At 66.3% G+C, this 16038-nt stretch carries 10 protein-coding genes; 3 read left to right on the top strand and 7 right to left on the bottom strand.

From position 1 onward, the window contains the following. The first annotated feature begins 9 nt into the window (after positions 1-9). Positions 10-912, top strand: coding sequence for an aldo/keto reductase (locus QOL79_RS16810; protein WP_283420218.1), 903 nt, complete (start codon positions 10-12; stop codon positions 910-912). Beyond that, positions 909-1976, top strand: coding sequence for an LLM class flavin-dependent oxidoreductase (locus tag QOL79_RS16805; protein WP_283420217.1), 1068 nt, complete (start codon positions 909-911; stop codon positions 1974-1976). Before QOL79_RS16810 ends, QOL79_RS16805 begins: the two co-directional genes overlap by 4 nt. 327 nt (positions 1977-2303) lie before the next feature. Here the strand turns inward: QOL79_RS16805 and QOL79_RS16800 are convergent, their stop codons facing one another. Together QOL79_RS16800 and QOL79_RS16795 are read right to left on the bottom strand one after the other, a co-directional pair. Continuing rightward, positions 2304-3470, bottom strand: coding sequence for an iron-containing alcohol dehydrogenase (locus QOL79_RS16800; protein ID WP_283420216.1), 1167 nt, complete (start codon positions 3468-3470; stop codon positions 2304-2306). Next, positions 3467-4801, bottom strand: a complete 1335-nt coding sequence (locus tag QOL79_RS16795) for a spinster family MFS transporter (RefSeq protein WP_283420215.1) — start codon at positions 4799-4801, stop codon at positions 3467-3469. Before QOL79_RS16795 ends, QOL79_RS16800 begins: the two co-directional genes overlap by 4 nt. Before the next feature lie 174 nt (positions 4802-4975). On the opposite strand from QOL79_RS16795, the gene QOL79_RS16790 reads away from it, so the two are divergent. After that, on the top strand, positions 4976-5812 hold the full coding sequence (locus tag QOL79_RS16790; RefSeq protein WP_283420214.1) for a sugar phosphate isomerase/epimerase family protein: 837 nt from the start codon (positions 4976-4978) through the stop codon (positions 5810-5812). A 125-nt stretch (positions 5813-5937) separates the two neighbouring features. On the opposite strand, the gene QOL79_RS16785 is transcribed toward QOL79_RS16790, so the two are convergent. The 5 genes from QOL79_RS16785 to QOL79_RS16765 form a co-directional block, all read right to left on the bottom strand. Continuing rightward, positions 5938-7359 (bottom strand): FGGY family carbohydrate kinase, encoded by a 1422-nt coding sequence (locus QOL79_RS16785; RefSeq protein WP_283420213.1) that lies wholly within the window; start codon positions 7357-7359, stop codon positions 5938-5940. Positions 7360-7483: 124 nt separating this feature from the next. Next, positions 7484-8887, bottom strand: coding sequence for an FAD-binding oxidoreductase (locus QOL79_RS16780; protein WP_283420212.1), 1404 nt, complete (start codon positions 8885-8887; stop codon positions 7484-7486). A gap of 91 nt (positions 8888-8978) precedes the next feature. Then, positions 8979-10541, bottom strand: coding sequence for a glycerol-3-phosphate dehydrogenase/oxidase (locus tag QOL79_RS16775; protein WP_283420211.1), 1563 nt, complete (start codon positions 10539-10541; stop codon positions 8979-8981). Further along, positions 10538-12547, bottom strand: a complete 2010-nt coding sequence (locus QOL79_RS16770; RefSeq protein WP_283420210.1) for an alpha-glucosidase — start codon at positions 12545-12547, stop codon at positions 10538-10540. Before QOL79_RS16770 ends, QOL79_RS16775 begins: the two co-directional genes overlap by 4 nt. 171 nt (positions 12548-12718) lie before the next feature. After that, positions 12719-15037 (bottom strand): TonB-dependent receptor, encoded by a 2319-nt coding sequence (locus QOL79_RS16765; protein WP_283420209.1) that lies wholly within the window; start codon positions 15035-15037, stop codon positions 12719-12721. Between the last annotated feature and the right edge of the window lie 1001 nt (positions 15038-16038).

Genomic DNA, 16038 nt, shown 5'->3' with positions numbered 1-16038 from the left:
ATGACAGCGATGTCAGACTATCTTCCCGCTCCCGCCGACGTGACCCTCGCCGGTCATGAAGTCTCCCCCATTGCCTGGGGCATGTGGCGCTTCGCCGGCGTCGATATTTCGACTGCCCGCGCGCGCATCGACGCCGCGTTCGAGGCGGGCGTCACTTTGTTCGACACCGCCGACATCTACGGCTGCGACACCCCCGGCGGTTTCGGTTCGGCCGAGGCGCTGCTCGGCGAAGTCTTCGCCGAAGCCCCCGACCTGCGTGAAAAAATGGTGCTCGCGACCAAGGGCGGCATCATCCTCGGCGTCCCCTACGACAGCAGCGCAACTTATCTGACCTCCGCCATCGACATCTCGCTGAAACGCCTGCGCACCGACCATGTCGAGCTGTGGCAGATCCACCGCCCGGACCTGCTCAGCCACCCGCAGGAAATCGCGCGGACCCTCGAGGAAGCGCATCGCGCGGGCAAGATCGGCGCGATCGGCGTGTCGAACTTCACGCCGTCGCAAACCGCGGCGCTCGCCAAATTCTTGCCCGTTCCGGTGGTCAGCCATCAGAGCGAATTTTCGCCGCTTCACCTGAACCCGCTCTTCGACGGCATCTTCGATCAGTCGATGGCCGAGGGCATGAGCTTCCTCGCCTGGTCGCCGCTCGGCGGCGGCCGGCTCGGCGATCCGGCCGACGAGCGCACGCGCGCAGTCGCCGGACTGCTCGATGCGAAGGCCGCCGAGTACGGTGTCTCGCGCGCCGCCGCGACCTACAGCTGGGTGATGGCGCATCCCGCGCGCCCGATCCCGATCGTCGGCACGCAAAATCCGGACCGGATCAGGGAAATTCCGCAGGCCTTCGCCCCGCGCTGGACGCGTGCCGAATGGTACGCGGTGCTGCAAACATCGATGGGGGAGAATCTGCCATGACCGACCGCAGTTGCGAAGTCAGCTGGTTTTCGGCGCTCTGCGACGACGACTATGAATTCCTTGGCGTTCCCGACCCGATGCTCAAATCGAGCTGGGAGCATTGCCGTGATATCGTGATGCAGGCCGATACCCAGGGCTTCGACAATATCCTGCTTCCCTCGGGTTATGCGCTCGGCATCGACACCACCGCTTTCGCTGCGGCGATCGCGACGATGGTGAAGCGCATCCGCCTCTTGATGGCGGTTCGCATCGGCGAAAGCTGGCCGCCGCAGCTCGCCCGCCAGATCGCGACGATCGACCAGATCCTCGGCGGCCGGCTGACCGTCAACATCATCTCGTCGGACATGCCGGGCGAGACGATGGACTCCGGACCGCGCTACCGCCGCACGGTCGAGGCGATGCACATATTGAAGACGCTGCTCAATGGCGAAGCGCTCGACCATGACGGCGAGTTCTGGAAGCTGCAGCTCGATCCGCCACGCGTCGGCACCGTGTCGGGCAAGGCGCCGCCGCTCTACTTCGGCGGCCTCTCGCCTGCCGCGCGCGACGCCGCCGCGAAGGGCTGCGACGTCTTCCTGATGTGGCCCGACCGCGAGGAGGTGGTGAAGGACATCATCGCCGACATGAGCGCGCGCGCCGCCGCCTACGGCCGCACCCTCAAATTCGGCTACCGCGCCCACATGATCGTGCGCGACACCGAAAGCGAAGCGCGCGCCGCCGCCGACCGCCTGCTCTCGAAACTCGACGCCGCGAAGGGCGCCGAGATCAAGGCCAAGTCGCTCGATTCGCAGTCGTTCGGCGTCAACGCGCAGGTCGCCTTGCGCGAAGCCGCCTCCGACGACGGCTATGTCGAGGACAATCTCTGGACCGGCGTCGGCCGCGCCCGCTCGGGCTGCGGCGCCGCGATCGTCGGCGACCCCGACCAGGTGCTCGCGAAACTGAACCGCTATCAGGACATGGGCATCGAGGCGTTTATCCTCTCGGGCTATCCGCACGCGGCCGAAGCCGACCTCTTCGCGCGCCATGTGCTGCCGAAGATGAAGCACGGGCCGCTGGAGGTCTGATCTGGCCGAATTGAAAGCTGCGTGCCCCCGCGAAGGCGGGGGCCCATCTCCGGTCGGCGCAAGATGGATCCGGCGCAAGATGGATCCCCGCCTTCGCGGGGACACGGATAAGTGGTGATGCGCGGCAACCAAACCCCGCCACCCCGGACTTGATCCGGGGTCCACGAGAGCTAGCACCGCGATCGAAGTCATGGATCCCGGATCAAGTCCGGGATGACGAGGGCGGGAGGGGGATGCCCCGCCCCCACGTTTGAGACGTAGGAGAGAAGGGGACGGGGCGAGCACGCTTAAGCAGGGCGCGACTTACTCTTTGATGAACAAGAGATTTTACCCAGCCCAAACCTGCGCATAGAGCATCGCCATTTCCTCGCGATCCGGCACACGCGGGTTGTTCGCGGGCGATCCCGACGCCGCCGCCTGCGCGCACATCGTCGGGACCAGCGCGTCCCAGCGCGCCGCGTCGATGCCCCATGCCGCGGGCCCCGGCACCTCGAGTTCGCGGTTGAGCGCCGCCAGTTCGTCGAGCAGCCGCGCCACCGCCGCCTGATCGCCCTCGGCCCCGTCAGCCACCCCCATCGCCCGCGCGCAATCCGCGTAGCGTCCGAGCGCCGCCGGTGCCGACCACGCCGTCACCGCAGGCAGCAGCATCGCGTTCGACAGCCCGTGCGGGACATGGAAATGCGCGCCGATCGGCCGGCTCATCCCGTGCACCAGCGCGACCGAGCTGTTCGAAAAGGCGATCCCCGCCTGCGTCGCGCCCAGCATCATCGCCTCGCGCGCCGCGGCGTCCATCGGGTCGCTGCACACGCGCCGCAAATTCGGCGCAATCGCGCGCATCGCGAGCAGCGCCATGCCGTCGCTGAACGGGTTGGCGCGCTTCGACACATAGGCCTCGATCGCGTGTGTCAGCGAATCGATGCCGGTGTCGGCGGTCAGCCTTTTGGGCTTCGTAAACGTCAGCTCATAATCGACGAGCGCCGCGACGGGCAGATAGGCGAGCCCCGGGCACAGCATCTTCTCGTCGGTCGCCTCGTCGGTGATGATCGTGAAGCGCGTCGCCTCCGACCCCGTGCCAGCGGTCGTCGGGATCGCGATGACCGGCAGCCCGGGCGCGTCCTGAACATGCGGCGCCTTGTAATCCGCCATCGCCCCGCCGAACCGGCCAAGCAGCGCGATCGCCTTCGCACTGTCGAGCGGGCTGCCGCCGCCGAAACCCACGACGCAGTCATGCTCGCCGTCCAGCAGATACGCCACCCCCGCATCGACCGACGCCACTGTCGGGTCGGGTACCGTCTCGGCGAACACCCGCGCTGAAATCCCCGCCGCCGTCAGCCCGTCGACCAGCTCGGCGACACGCCCGCTGCTCACCAGCCAGCCGTCCGTCACAATCAGCGGTCGCGACAGCCCCAGCATCGCCAACACGTCGGGAAGCTCCTTCGACGCGCCGCCGCCGATACGAAAAATGCGGGGCAGGGCAATACTCGCGATGCTCAACTCACCATCTCCTCGCGGATCGAACTCCGCGCCAGCCAGAACAGTCCCGACGCCACCGCGCCGAACATGATGAAGATCATCAACGACCAGCGCACGCCCTCGGCCGACCCTAGCCCCATCGGTCCGCTGATGAAATCGCTGACCGCACCGACGCCCAGCGGTCCCAATCCCAACCCGATCAGGTTGATGATGAACAGCAGCACCGCCGACGCCGTAGCGCGGGTCTGCGGCTGCACCAGCCCCTGCACCGCGGCATAGCCCGGCCCGTACCACATCGTGTTCAGCACCGGCGGAAAGGCGAACATGATCAGCGCGAACACCGCTGAATCGGCAAGCAGGCCCGCGATATAAAAGGGAATGCCCAGCAAGGTCGAAACCGCGGGAATCGCGACATAGAAACGCAAGTCGCGCGCGCCATATTTATCGGCGAGATAGCCGCCCATCCACGTCCCGACCGCCCCGGTCAGCCCGAGCACGATCCCCAGCGCAACGCCGAGAAAGCCCGTCAGCCCGAGCCCGAAATCTTCGGCGATCACGGTTAGTTCGGCCGCATGGTTGCGGAAGAAGAAGGGCGCCAGAAACGCCGCGGCGCCATAGCCGATGAACGCCTTGATCGCGGCAGCAAAGGCGATCAGCCAGAAGGTCCGCTTGCCCTTGATCTCCGCCATCGCAGTCTTGAAGTCGGGCCGCGCGGCCTTCAGCGCAGCCAGGTCGACATTCATCTGCCGCCGCGGCTCGCGCAGCGTCGTCCACGCGATCAGCGCCATCAACAGCCCCGGCAGTCCCGCAAACAGAAACGCCGTTCGCCAGCCATAGGCATCGGCGATCAGCCCGCCGAGCGCGAGCCCCAGCAATCCGCCGAGCGGTGTCCCGAGTGCGTAGAAGGCGAGCGCCGACGCGCGCTTCTCACGCGGCGTGTAATCGGTGATCAGCGAATGGGCGGGCGGCGTGCACCCCGCTTCGCCGATTCCCACCCCGACGCGGCACGCGACGAGTTGCACGAAATTCTGCGCATAGCCGCACGCCAGCGTGAACAGGCTCCACAGCCCCGCCGCCACCGCGATGATCCGCGGCCGGTGCCCCGTCTCGGCATAGCGCGCGATCGGGATGCCGAGTACGGTATAGAACAGCGCGAAGGCGAGGCCGGTCATCACCCCCAGCTGCCAGTCGGCGAGGCCGAGGTCGTGCTTGATCGGTTCGGCGAGGATCGCGACGATCTGCCGGTCGAGGAAATTGAGGATATAGATGACGAGCAGCACGCTCAGCGCGTAGCGGCGATATGCTTTCGACGCCGGCGCGATGGCCGGCGGGGCGGGGACTTCGGCGGTCATCTCATCCTCTCACTCTTCTTCTTTTCTTCGTCACCCCGGACTTGATCCGGGGTCGATCTGCCCTCGTCACGTCCCAATGGATGCCGGATCAAGTCCGGCATGACGCGGTTAGGCAACACGCAATTGACTCCCGCCCCCGTCACGATATGACAGCGTTGTCTGAAAAGGAAGTCCATGCCCGAATTGCTCGTCCTCCAGTCGGTCTGGGGCCTCGACAAATGCCCCGGTTTCGACATCGACAACCGCCTCGACGACGCGCTCGAGCAAGTCGTCGCCGCGGGCTTCGACGGTGTCGGCGTCAACCTCGCCCGCACCGCGCGCACCGACGGGGTCGCGAGCGCGATGAACCCGCTCGGCCTGGCATGGGAGGGGCAGGTGCTCGTCCATGACGCCGACCAGCTCCGCCACTGGATCGGCGAGGCGCAGCGGCTCGGCGCGCATCATCTCAACGTCCAGATCGCCGGTCCGACCGCCGACTTCCGCGCCGCGCTGCGCCTGATCGACAGCCTGATCGCAGCGGCGAAGGATGCGCCGCTCCCCGTCTGGTTCGAAACCCACCGCGGCCGCCTCACCAACGATCTGCTCTTCACGTTGCGCCTGCTCGAGGAACGCCCCGGACTGCCGCTCACCGCCGACCTCTCGCACTATCCGGTCGCGGGCGAGATGGAGCTGCCGCTTCGCCCCGACCAGCTCGCCGCGATCGAAACCATCCTGCAGGGCAGTCATAATTTTCACGGCCGCGTCTCGACGACGCATCAGGTTCAGGTCGCGATCGACGCGCCGCAGCACCAAGGCTGGCTCGACCAGCATATCGCCTGGTGGCGCCGCGGCTTCGAGCTGTGGCTCGAACAGGCGCGCGCGGGCGACGCGCTGACCTTCATGTGCGAACTCGGCCCGCCGCCCTATGCGATCACCGCGCCCGATGGCAGCGAACTGACGAACCGCTGGGACGAGGCGCAGCGCATGCGCGACATCGTGCGCGGTCTGTGGCGCGAGGTGTCGGGTAACTAACTCCGCGCCCCCGCGAAGGCAGGGGCCCATCGCCGGCCCTTTCGTTGCCAAGCAGCCGGCGGCGGATAACAGATGGGTTCGATGATGGACCCCTGCCTTCGCAGGGGCACAGGGAAGGGCGTTTCTCACACCGCCACCGCCTCCCGCCAGCGCGCAAACGCCGCATCACCCTCGTCGCGCGACACCCTCGGCAGAAACTCCGCATCGTAACGCGCCAGCCGCTTCAGCTCGCTTTCCCCGAACAACCCGGCGCCCATCCCCGCCGCCAGCGCCGCGCCATAGGCGCTGGCCTCGCGCACCGCATGGCGCCGCACCGGCCGCTGCAACGCATCGGCCTGCAACTGCATCAGCGTATCGCTCGCCGACAGCCCGCCCGCGACGGGCAGGGCTTCGGGGACCGGCAGCGCCGCGGTGATGACCTCGGCAATCTCCCGAAAGCGGAAGGCGATGCCCTGCAACGCTGCGCGCGCCACTTGCGCTGGCCCGTCGGCAAAGCTCAGCCCCGCGATGAGCCCGCGCGCCTCGAACTTGCCGTGCGGCGCGCCCATGCCCGCGAGCGACGGCCGCACCACAACCTTTCCGGCGTCGGCCACCGAAGCCGCCGCCGCTTCGAGCGCCGCGGGCGAGGCAAACAGCCCAAGCCCCCCGCACAGCCACTCGATCATCGACCCGGTCGTGATCACCATCCCCTCGACACAGAAGCGCGGCTTCCCGCCCGCGAACGCCAGCGCCTCGGCGGGCATGCTGCTGTGGATCGTCTGGGGCACCTCGCCGGTCCCCGCCATCAGCACCCCCGACGTGCCATAGGTCGCCTTCCAGTCGCCGCGCTCCAATGCGCCATGCGCGACCATCGCGGCCTCCTGATCGGCGATCAGCGCGGTGATGGGCACCCGTGCCCCAAGCACTGCGGCGTCGCTCTCCGCAATAGCGCCCCAGCTTTCGACCTGCGCCGGAAACATCGTCGCGGGCAGCCGCTGGTACCTCAGTAACGCTGCATCCCATCCCGCGCCGTTCGCATAATCATAATAGCCCGTCAGCCATCCCGCCGAGGCGTCGGTGACATGCGTACCGCTGAGCTTGTAGATCAGCCAGCTGTCGAGCGTCCCCCATTGCAGCCCGGCGGGATTGCGCCCCGACAGCGCGATCGCCGCGGGCAGCTTTGCCGACGGCACCTGCGGCCAGCCGGCAAACCCCGCCGCGCGGAGCCTTTTATATTCGTCCATCCCGCGCAAATCGCTCCACACCAGCATCGGCGCGACGGGCTCGCCGGTGGCGCGATCCCACAGCACGACGCTCGCGCGCTGCGTCGTCACCCCGATCGCCGCGACGTCGGCAATGCTGCGCCCCGCCGCCGCGAGCGCGCCGTCGATCGCCGCGCGGCAGATGGTCCAGACCTCGGCGGCATCCTGTTCGACAAGACCGGGCGCGGGAAAGCGGCTGGCGATCGGCCTTTTGTCCACCCCCAGCACTGCGCCTGCCGGATCGACCAGCATCGCGCGCGCGCCGGTGGTCCCCGCGTCGAGCGCAAGGAGGAGGCCTCCCTCCATGCCCATCCGTTACGTGATCCCCGGCGAAAGCCGGGGCCCATGGCACTCGTACGCAACGCTGGCACAGCCAAGCTGGACCCCGGCTTTCGCCGGGGTACACAGGCTGTTTCGCTCAGCGCGATGGTCAGGCATCGGGTATCAGATTGCCCGGGTTCATGATCCCGTCCGGATCGAGACAAGTCTTCACCCGCCGCAGCAACGCAACGCCGCTTTCGCCCAGGTCATGGTGCAGATACGGCTTCCGCAGCCGCCCTGCGCCATGATGGTGCGCGACCCCGCCGCCATGTTTCGCGGTCGCTTCCATGATCGCGCGCCAGCCGGCGAAATAGGCGGGTTCCATCTTCGCGCTGTCCTCGAAGGTCGCGGCGAAGCTGAAATAGAGGTTGATGCCCGACCGGTAAACGTGGCTGCTGTGCGCCGACGCGTTGATCACGCCGGGAATCTCGTTCAGCGCCGCAATGCTGTCGTCATAGATCGCGCCTATCTCGCTCCAGCGCCCCGAAATCTCGACCGTGTCGGCGACATAGCCGCGCTCGAACATGTCGCGCCAGCTCGGCACATGGTTGCGCTTTTCGATCCATTGTTTCGCCGCCATCGGATCGCCCGCATCGAGCCCCGCCGAGCCGCAAATCTCGTGCATCGCCGCCAGTTCGGCATCGACGCGCGCTTTCGGTCCTTCATGGACCATCAGCAGCATCGCCTTGCCGTCCCATTCATAATCGCGAAACAGCCGCCGTACCTCGCGCCCGTCATACTGGCGCATCACCGGCGGGCGCCAGTCGGCGCGGACGATCTGGCGCTGCGCCTCGAACCCCGCGCGCATGTCGTTCGCATAGAAGATGCTGTAATCGCGGTGCGATGCCTTGGCGCGGAGCGAGAAGGTCACCCCGGTGATCACCCCCATGGTTCCTTCGGCGCCCATCAGCAGATGGCGCAGGTCGGGTCCGGCGGCGGCGCGCACCGCCTTGCCCAGCGTCACCAGCTCGCCGTTCGGTAGCACCGCCTCGATCGAATGGATGATGTCCTCGATATTGCCGTAGGCGGTCGAGAATTGCCCCGACGCGCGCGTCGCGACCCAGCCGCCGACGCTGCTGATCGCGATCGACTGCGGCCAGTGGCCGATCGTCAGCCCGTGCGCCGCGACCGCCTCCTCGGCCTCCATGCCGTTGAGCCCGGCATCGAAGCTCGCGAGCAGGTCGCCCTCGTCGATATAGCGAACCTTGCTCATCGAACTCATGTCGAGCAGGATGGCATCCGGCGTCGGCTCGATCCCGCCACAGACTCCACTGCCAAGCCCATAGGGTATCAGCGGCACGCGCTTCTCCGCAGCCAGTCGCACGACCTTCTGCACGTCCATCACCGACTGCGGCCGCACGACGCACCCCGGCGCGGGCACGGCCGCGCCGCGCCAGTCGCGCAGATGCTTGACCGCCCACTGGTCGTAGCGGCGGGCATTCAGCGCAGCGGCATCGGTCGCGACGCGGTCGGCGCCGATCGCGGCGGCAAGGGCTTCGGCAATCGAACTCACGCTATTTCTCCCTCAAAGCCCTTTGCATCCTTCCACTCCGTCGCCCCGAGCGAAGACGAGGGGCTCGTTCGGGGAAGCGGGTTGTTGGATGTCATCTCTCTGTTGCCGCGAGCAGCCTGCGGCTTTCCTCGTTGATCTGTCGGCAATGTGCGATCTCGGCCGCCGTCATGGCGTCGTCCCAGCCGAGTAACGCGCCCATCGCCTCGGCGGCGGGCGCCAATGTGGCCAGCCCCGCATCCTCGTCGAACCACGCCCGCGCGCTCCGCCGCACCCAATAATCTTCAAGGCTGGCAGCGCCCTCGTGCGTGACCGCGCGTGCGGCTTCGGCGGCGACATCACAGCCCGCGATCACGATCTCGTTTGCCTCGTCGCCATACAGCCCCGCCAGCCGCTCGGCCGCCAGCGGATCGAGTCCGGCAAGTCGCAACTCGCGAAAGCCGCCCGGCAGCGGCACCTCGGCGGTTGCACAGGGCAGGGCGCTCTTGCCCAACCGCTCGACCGCCAGATCGACGACGCGTTCGGCCATCGCGCGATAGGCGCTGAGCTTGCCCCCCGCGATCGAAACCAGCCCCGCGGGCGAGGTCCAGATTTCGTCCTTGCGCGACACCTCGTTCGCTTTCTTCCCCGGCTGCGCGATTAGCGGCCGCACCCCCGACCAGAGCGAGACGATCTCGGCGTCGCGGATCGGATCGATGGCCAGCGCCGCTTCTGTGGCGCGCAGCAGATAGTCGATGTCGTCGCGCGTCGGCGCGGGCCAGTAATCGGCCCCCTCGTGGAACACATCGGTCGTCCCGATATAGGTGAACGCCCCGCGCGGCACGACGAAGATGCTGCGCTTGTCGGGCGCGCGAATGATCAGCGTCGAATGGACCGGGAGCCGCGCGCGCGACAGCACCAGATGGATCCCGCGGCTCAGCGACAGCCGGGTATCGCCTTCGCCCGTCTCGAGCCCGCGCACCGTGTCGACCCATGCGCCCGCCGCGTTCACCACCAGCTTCGCCTTGATCCGGGCGCCCAGCCCGTCGCCAAGCGTCGAGGTCGCGACGAGTCCCCCCTCGATCAGTTCCGATGCCGCCGCATGATTGACCACCACCGCGCCTGCACCCTGCGCGCTGCGGATGTTCGCGAGCACCAGCCGCGCATCGTCGGTCAGGAATTCGGGATAGATCACCGCGCCGCTCAGCCTGTCGGTGCGCAGCAACGGCTCGCGCCGTTGCAACGCCTTGAGCCCGATCACCTCATGCTTCTCGGCCTCGGGCACCCCGCCCAGTTTCTCGAAGGTCCAGAGGCCCGTCCGCAGCTTCGCGGTCATTGCCATGTTCGTCGTCGGGATCAGAAAGGGGGTCAGCCGCGTCAGGTGCGGCGCGATCCGCCGCAGCACTTGCCGCTCCGACGCCGCTTCCTTGACCAGCGCGATATCGCCCTGGCCAAGATAGCGTAGCCCGCCGTGGATCATCTTCGACGACCGGCTGCTCGTCCCGCTCGCATAGTCGCGCGCCTCGACCAGCGCGACCGACAGACCGCGCATCGCCGCATCGCGTGCGATCCCGGCGCCGGTGATCCCGCCTCCAATTACCGCCAGATCGAACGCCCGCGCTTCCAGCTCGGCAAAGACCTGTCGCCGCTGCCGCGTGTCGACCGCTGTTCCGCTCACGCCGCGACGATTCCGTCGAACAATGCGCTATCCGCCGATCCGGCCCGATAGAATACCGGCGGCTGCCCGAACGGCGCCGCGACGGTGACGTCCGCGCCGCCGCCATATGTCCGGCCCGACCAGACATGCACCCACGCGGCCCCCGCGGGCAGATAGGTCGTCCACTCGCGCTTCCCCGCCGCAATCACCGGCGCGACCAACAGGTCGGGGCCCAGCAGATAGGATGTCTGGATCGCATAGGTCTCCGCATCGTGCTCGAAATGCAGGAACAGCGGCCGCTGCACCGGCAATCCCGTCTCCGAAGCCTGCTGCGACAGCCGCCGCAGATAGGGCGCCAGATGCGCATATATCCGCGTCATCTTCGCAAAATGCGCGAGCAGGTCGGGGTCGTCGTCATATTGCACATTCTGCCGCGGCCGGTTGCCCTCGTGCGTGCGCATCATCGACGTGAACGCCGCCATCTCGGCCCAGCGCATCGCGAGCTCGGCATCGCGCACCGTGTCGAACAGGCTCGTATAACCGCCGCAATCGCTGTGATGATGGGCGTTCCCCAGCATCCCCGCCGACAGCGCGGCGCAGATCACGGTGCCGATCCCGTCGTGGCGCGAAAAATCGACCGCCTGGTCGCCCGCCCACAGCATCGGGCAATGGCCCTGCACGCCGGCGGCGCCCGATCGCATGAACACCATCATCTCGCCTGTCTGCCCGCGCCCGGCGATCCCCCTGGCATTGACCTTGCCCCACAGCGCCGGCCAGCGATTGTGCGCGGTCATCCCGCTCTCGCCATTCGCCAGTCGCACATCGACCGGCAGATACTCGCCGAAGTCGGCCATCCAGCCCGACAGCCCGAAATCGATCATCTTCTCGCCGATGATCGTATCGGCGAACCAGGCCGCCGCGGCCGGGTTGGTGAAGTCGACATGCCCGCAGTCGAACTCGCCGAAATCGATGATATAGGGCTCGTCGCTGTCGGGCCGCATCACCATGAAACCCTGCGCCGCCGCCTCGGCATAGAGCGGCCCGTCGACCGCCAGATAAGGGTTCACGTAGCCCAGGAAGCGGATTCCGCGTTCGCGCAATTCCGCAATCCGCGCCGGCAGGTCGGGGTAACGCTCGGCGTTCCACTGCCAGTCCCAGAACAGCCGGTTGCCGAAGCTGGTGATGCGAAGGCCCACCCAATCCTCGCACCACAGCCCGGACACCGCGACCCCGGCCTCCTCATAGGCCTTCAGGCGCGCGAAACTGTTGTCGCCGTCCTTCAGCCCGATCACCGCGCCCTTCAGCAGCCATTCGGGCAGCGGCGGCTGGCGCCCGAAGCGCGCCGACAGCGCCGACACCAGCTCGGTGAACCGCGGCCGCGCCCACAGCTCGATCTTCGCGGGAATCTCCCACACCTCGACCTCGTGGTGATCGTCATGGCGGAAATCGAACGCGGAGTAGGCAAAGCTGTCGACATGCAGCGCATAACGCCGCGAACTCACATAGGTCGGCTGCGGATAATTGGTGTGGGCATAGCTGCCGCCGCCGCCCTTGCGGTGCGCCTCGACCTGCCGGAACAGCGCCGACGAGGGATCGCGGCCCACGCCCGGCTCGCTCGACCAGAGCGGGAAATGCCGCCCGCGCAGGTCGAAATAGGAGAATTGCTCGCCGCCCCCCCATACATGCTCGCCCGCCTCGGCGGGGATGCGCAGCCACAGCCGGTTGAGCGCCGGGTCGAGCGCGGTCAGCGCGATCTCGGCATCCTCGTCATCGCTCGATACAGTTGCTTCGAGCAGCCACGGCTTCCCCGCCGCCTCGGCGAAACGCAGCACATCGCCATCGCCCTCGACATGCGCCAGCGCGATCCGCTCGATCACCTCCTGGCTCACGTCGAAATGCCCGAGCTTCGCATGGACATGCGGCACCCCGCGCCCGACCGCGAAACAGGGCGTGCCTTCGCTGTGCGTCAGGATCGCCCGCCCGCCGAGACGGATCGCAAAACCGGTGTCGAGCGCTTCGAGCGCCATGGAGCAGGATCCTTTCAAAGCCTTATACGATCCTCCCCATCGACTTGCGATGGGGAGGTGGCAGTCGCGTAGCGACTGACGGAGGGGCCGTAACGTCGCCGCCCCTCCACCACCGCCTGCGGCGGCGGTCCCCCTCCCCATCGCAAGTCGATGGGGAGGATGTTTTCAGCCTCAGAAATTCACGCGGCCCGTCACCCCGAAATAACGCTCGGCGTCGCGCGGGGTGATCTGGCGCATGAAGCTGGTGCCGTTCGGGATGCGCTGGATCACGAACTGCTTGTCGGTGATATTCTTGACGATGAACGACAGGCTGTACTTGTCGTCCGACGTGCTCACGCGGATGCCGCCGTCCCAGATCGCATAGGCGCTCTGAAAGGCGTTGGGGTTCTGGTTGATGTCAAAATTGGTCTTGCTCTGATAGACGAGCGAGCTGTTCAGATCGACATTGAACCCGTCGAGGTTCAGCGGCAGGCGCCAGTCCATCGTCACCGTGCCCTTGTATTTGGGGGCAAAGGGCAGCGGCTTGCCGTTGATCGCGTCGGCGCAGGTCACCGCCGCGCCGGTCGGACAGATGAACTTGTTGATGTGCGCGTCGGTATAGTTGACCCCGCCCGACAGCGAGAAATCGTCGGTGATCGCGGCGTTGAAATCCAGCTCGACGCCGCGCGTCGACACCGTGCCCGCATTGGTCAGGCGCGTGACGACCTGCCCGGCGACGATGTCGAGGAAATTCGCCTGATAATTGTCATATTTGGCATAGAAGGCGGCAAGGTTCAACGTCAGGCGGCGGTCGAAAAGCCGCGTCTTCAGGCCCGCTTCATAGGCGTTCGACTTTTCGGGGTCGATGCGGCCGGTGTCGCGCGCCTGCATGTTGAAAAAGACGTTGAGCGCCGGTCCCTTGTAACCGCGCGTGTACATGCCATAGGCCATGACATCGTCGGTCACGTCATATTGCAGCCCGGCATTGCCCGACCAGCCGTGATCCTTGATCGATCCCGATGCGGTGAACGCCGGATTGACCCCGGGGAAGGCGGTCAGCGAGGTCGAGCGGCGCGCGAAGTCATAGGACACCTTGTCCTCGGTATAGCGCAGGCCCAAAATGCCGCGGAACGCATCGGTGAAATTGAGCGTGCCCTGGCCGAACGCCGAATAGCTGGTCAGCTTGGTCGTGAAATCGGCATTGCCCTCGTTGGTGGTATAGGTCGACGACCCCTGCGCGCACGGCGTCAGCCCGCCGACGGTCGGCAGCGTCGATGCGGTGCACGCCGTGACCGTGCGGTTGAAGAAGTCGACTTCCTTCGTGTGGTAATAATAGAGCCCCGCAACATATTCGAAGAATTGCGGGTTCGACGACGCGATGCGCAGCTCCTGCGTGAACTGGTCGAATTTCAGGTCGCCGCGGTCGTGCGAGCGCACGTCGCCCGATGCGGTGCCGGTGTTGACATATTTCGGCGCGTCCGACCGGAAATCGCCGTCGCGCTGCTGGAAATTATACCAGTGGCGATAGGCGGTGATCGAGGTCAGCGTCGCGCCGCCAAGGTCGAGGTCGAACTGCCCCGACACACCGCTGTTCTTGTCCTTGGTATAGGGGTCGAGGTCGTTGTCGATGTCCTTGTTCTTGCCGTCGAGCACCAGCGGCGCGAGGCTGGGGATGAACACCGCATTGTTGAATGCCGAAGGGAAAACGGTGCCGATGCTGTCGGCATAGCCATTGTCGCTGTTCTTCGAATAATCGGCGATCAGCGTGATCTTGAGCGCGTCGGTCGGCTCGGCGATCAGCTTGCCGCGCACGCCCCAGTGCTCGTACCCGTTGACCTTGTGGCCGTTGAACACGTTGCGGCCGTTGCCGTCGTACTGCGACCAGAAACCGGTGAGCGACGCCTTGACGCTGTCCGAAAGCGCGCCGCCGACGCTGCCGCGGATGCGATATTCATTGCCCTCGTACCAGGCGGCGTCGACATAGCCGCCCAGCGTGTCGCCGGGTTCGCGCGTGACGATGTTGATCACGCCCGCGCTGGCATTCTTGCCGAACAGGCTGCCCTGCGGGCCGCGCAGCACCTCGATGCGCTCGACGTCCAGAAAGTCCGACGTCTGCTGGCCGGTGCGCGCATAGACGACGCCGTCGATCACCGTCGACACCGACGGTTCGACCCCCGACGAAAAGCTGATCGTGCCGACGCCGCGGATCGACAGCGCCGAATCCTTGTTGGTGTTGCCCTTGCGGAAGGTCAGGGTGGGGACGCGCTGGAACAGCTGCTCGGCCGAATTGACGTTCGCGCGCTCCAGCATGTCGCCCGAAACGACCGAGATGGCGACCGGCACGTCCTGCAGATTCTGTTCGCGCTTCTGCGCGGTGACGATGATGTCGTTGCTGGCGAACGGGGCATCGGCTTCGGCCGGAATGGTCTGGGCGTGGGCCGGGGCGGCGGCCAGCGCCAGTCCCAGTGCCGATGTGACCGCAAGATACGCTTTGGCGTTCGACGAAATCATCCTCAAATCCTCCCTTGGATGCGCTGCTGAATCAATTTCTCAATCGATTTGATTGATAATCATGGGCGACCCATGCGCGCAAATATGTTTGTGGTCCAATAGGGAAATGTCGCGATGCCATGTGCAAATGCTACGATCTGCGCGACGGGGCGGCGCGCGACGCGATCGCGTTCTGCTCCCCACCCGGCATAAGGCATCGACGTCTCCCCATGTCATCGCGGATCGTCCGTCCGCTTCGACTTGCAAGCCGCGGTCGGGGCATTGCCCACGGCCGCGAATCGACTGACCGGCGCCTGCGCCCGTCAGCCTGCACAGGGATGCGCGCCAATATCATTGCAGTCCAATCGAGAAATATCGGTATAGTATGTCCAAATGCTATGACCTGAACAATGGCGCTCGGCCGGTCCGGGGTGGGGAGCGGACCTTGCCGATCCTCCCCGGCACGGGGAGGGGGACCATGCGAAGCATGGTGGAGGGGCACGTGCAGTCTCTGGCGCGGCCTATGACCTCCCGTACCCCTCGACCACCCTGCGGCCTCGCGGGACGCAACGCGCCCCGCGCGTTCCTTCGACCCGCTCGCTCCCCCTCTCCCGGGGAGGGGCCGCTTGGGGTGGTTTCCAGACATTCGTCACCCCGGACTTGTTCCGGGGTCCACGACTTCAACGCCGCGCTGGATCCCGGATCAAGTCCGGGATGACGAAGAGGGAGTTTATCCTCCCCATGGCTGCGCCACAGGGAGGAGCGAAAGGCAGCTTCCGGTCGTTTGCAGCCATAGCGTTCGGAACAGCTGTTATTGGCTGAAATGGGGTGGATTCCAGCCTTTCAATTCTCGTCATGCTGAACTTGTTTCAGCATCCATGGACTGAGCGTTCGTCCGGCGCGGCGCTTAAGGAAATGGCGGACCATGGATCCTGAAACAAGTTCAGGATGACGACGCTAGAAATGTCAGCTTCCGGTCGTTTACAGCCATTCCGTCCAGATTGGCGATGAACGGCGACTCT

Source organism: Sphingopyxis sp. Geo48 (assembly GCF_949769155.1).
Taxonomy (GTDB): Bacteria; Pseudomonadota; Alphaproteobacteria; order Sphingomonadales; family Sphingomonadaceae; genus Sphingopyxis.
The sequence above is the reverse complement of the archived record's forward strand: the minus strand, read 5'-3'. Positions and strand labels throughout refer to the sequence as shown.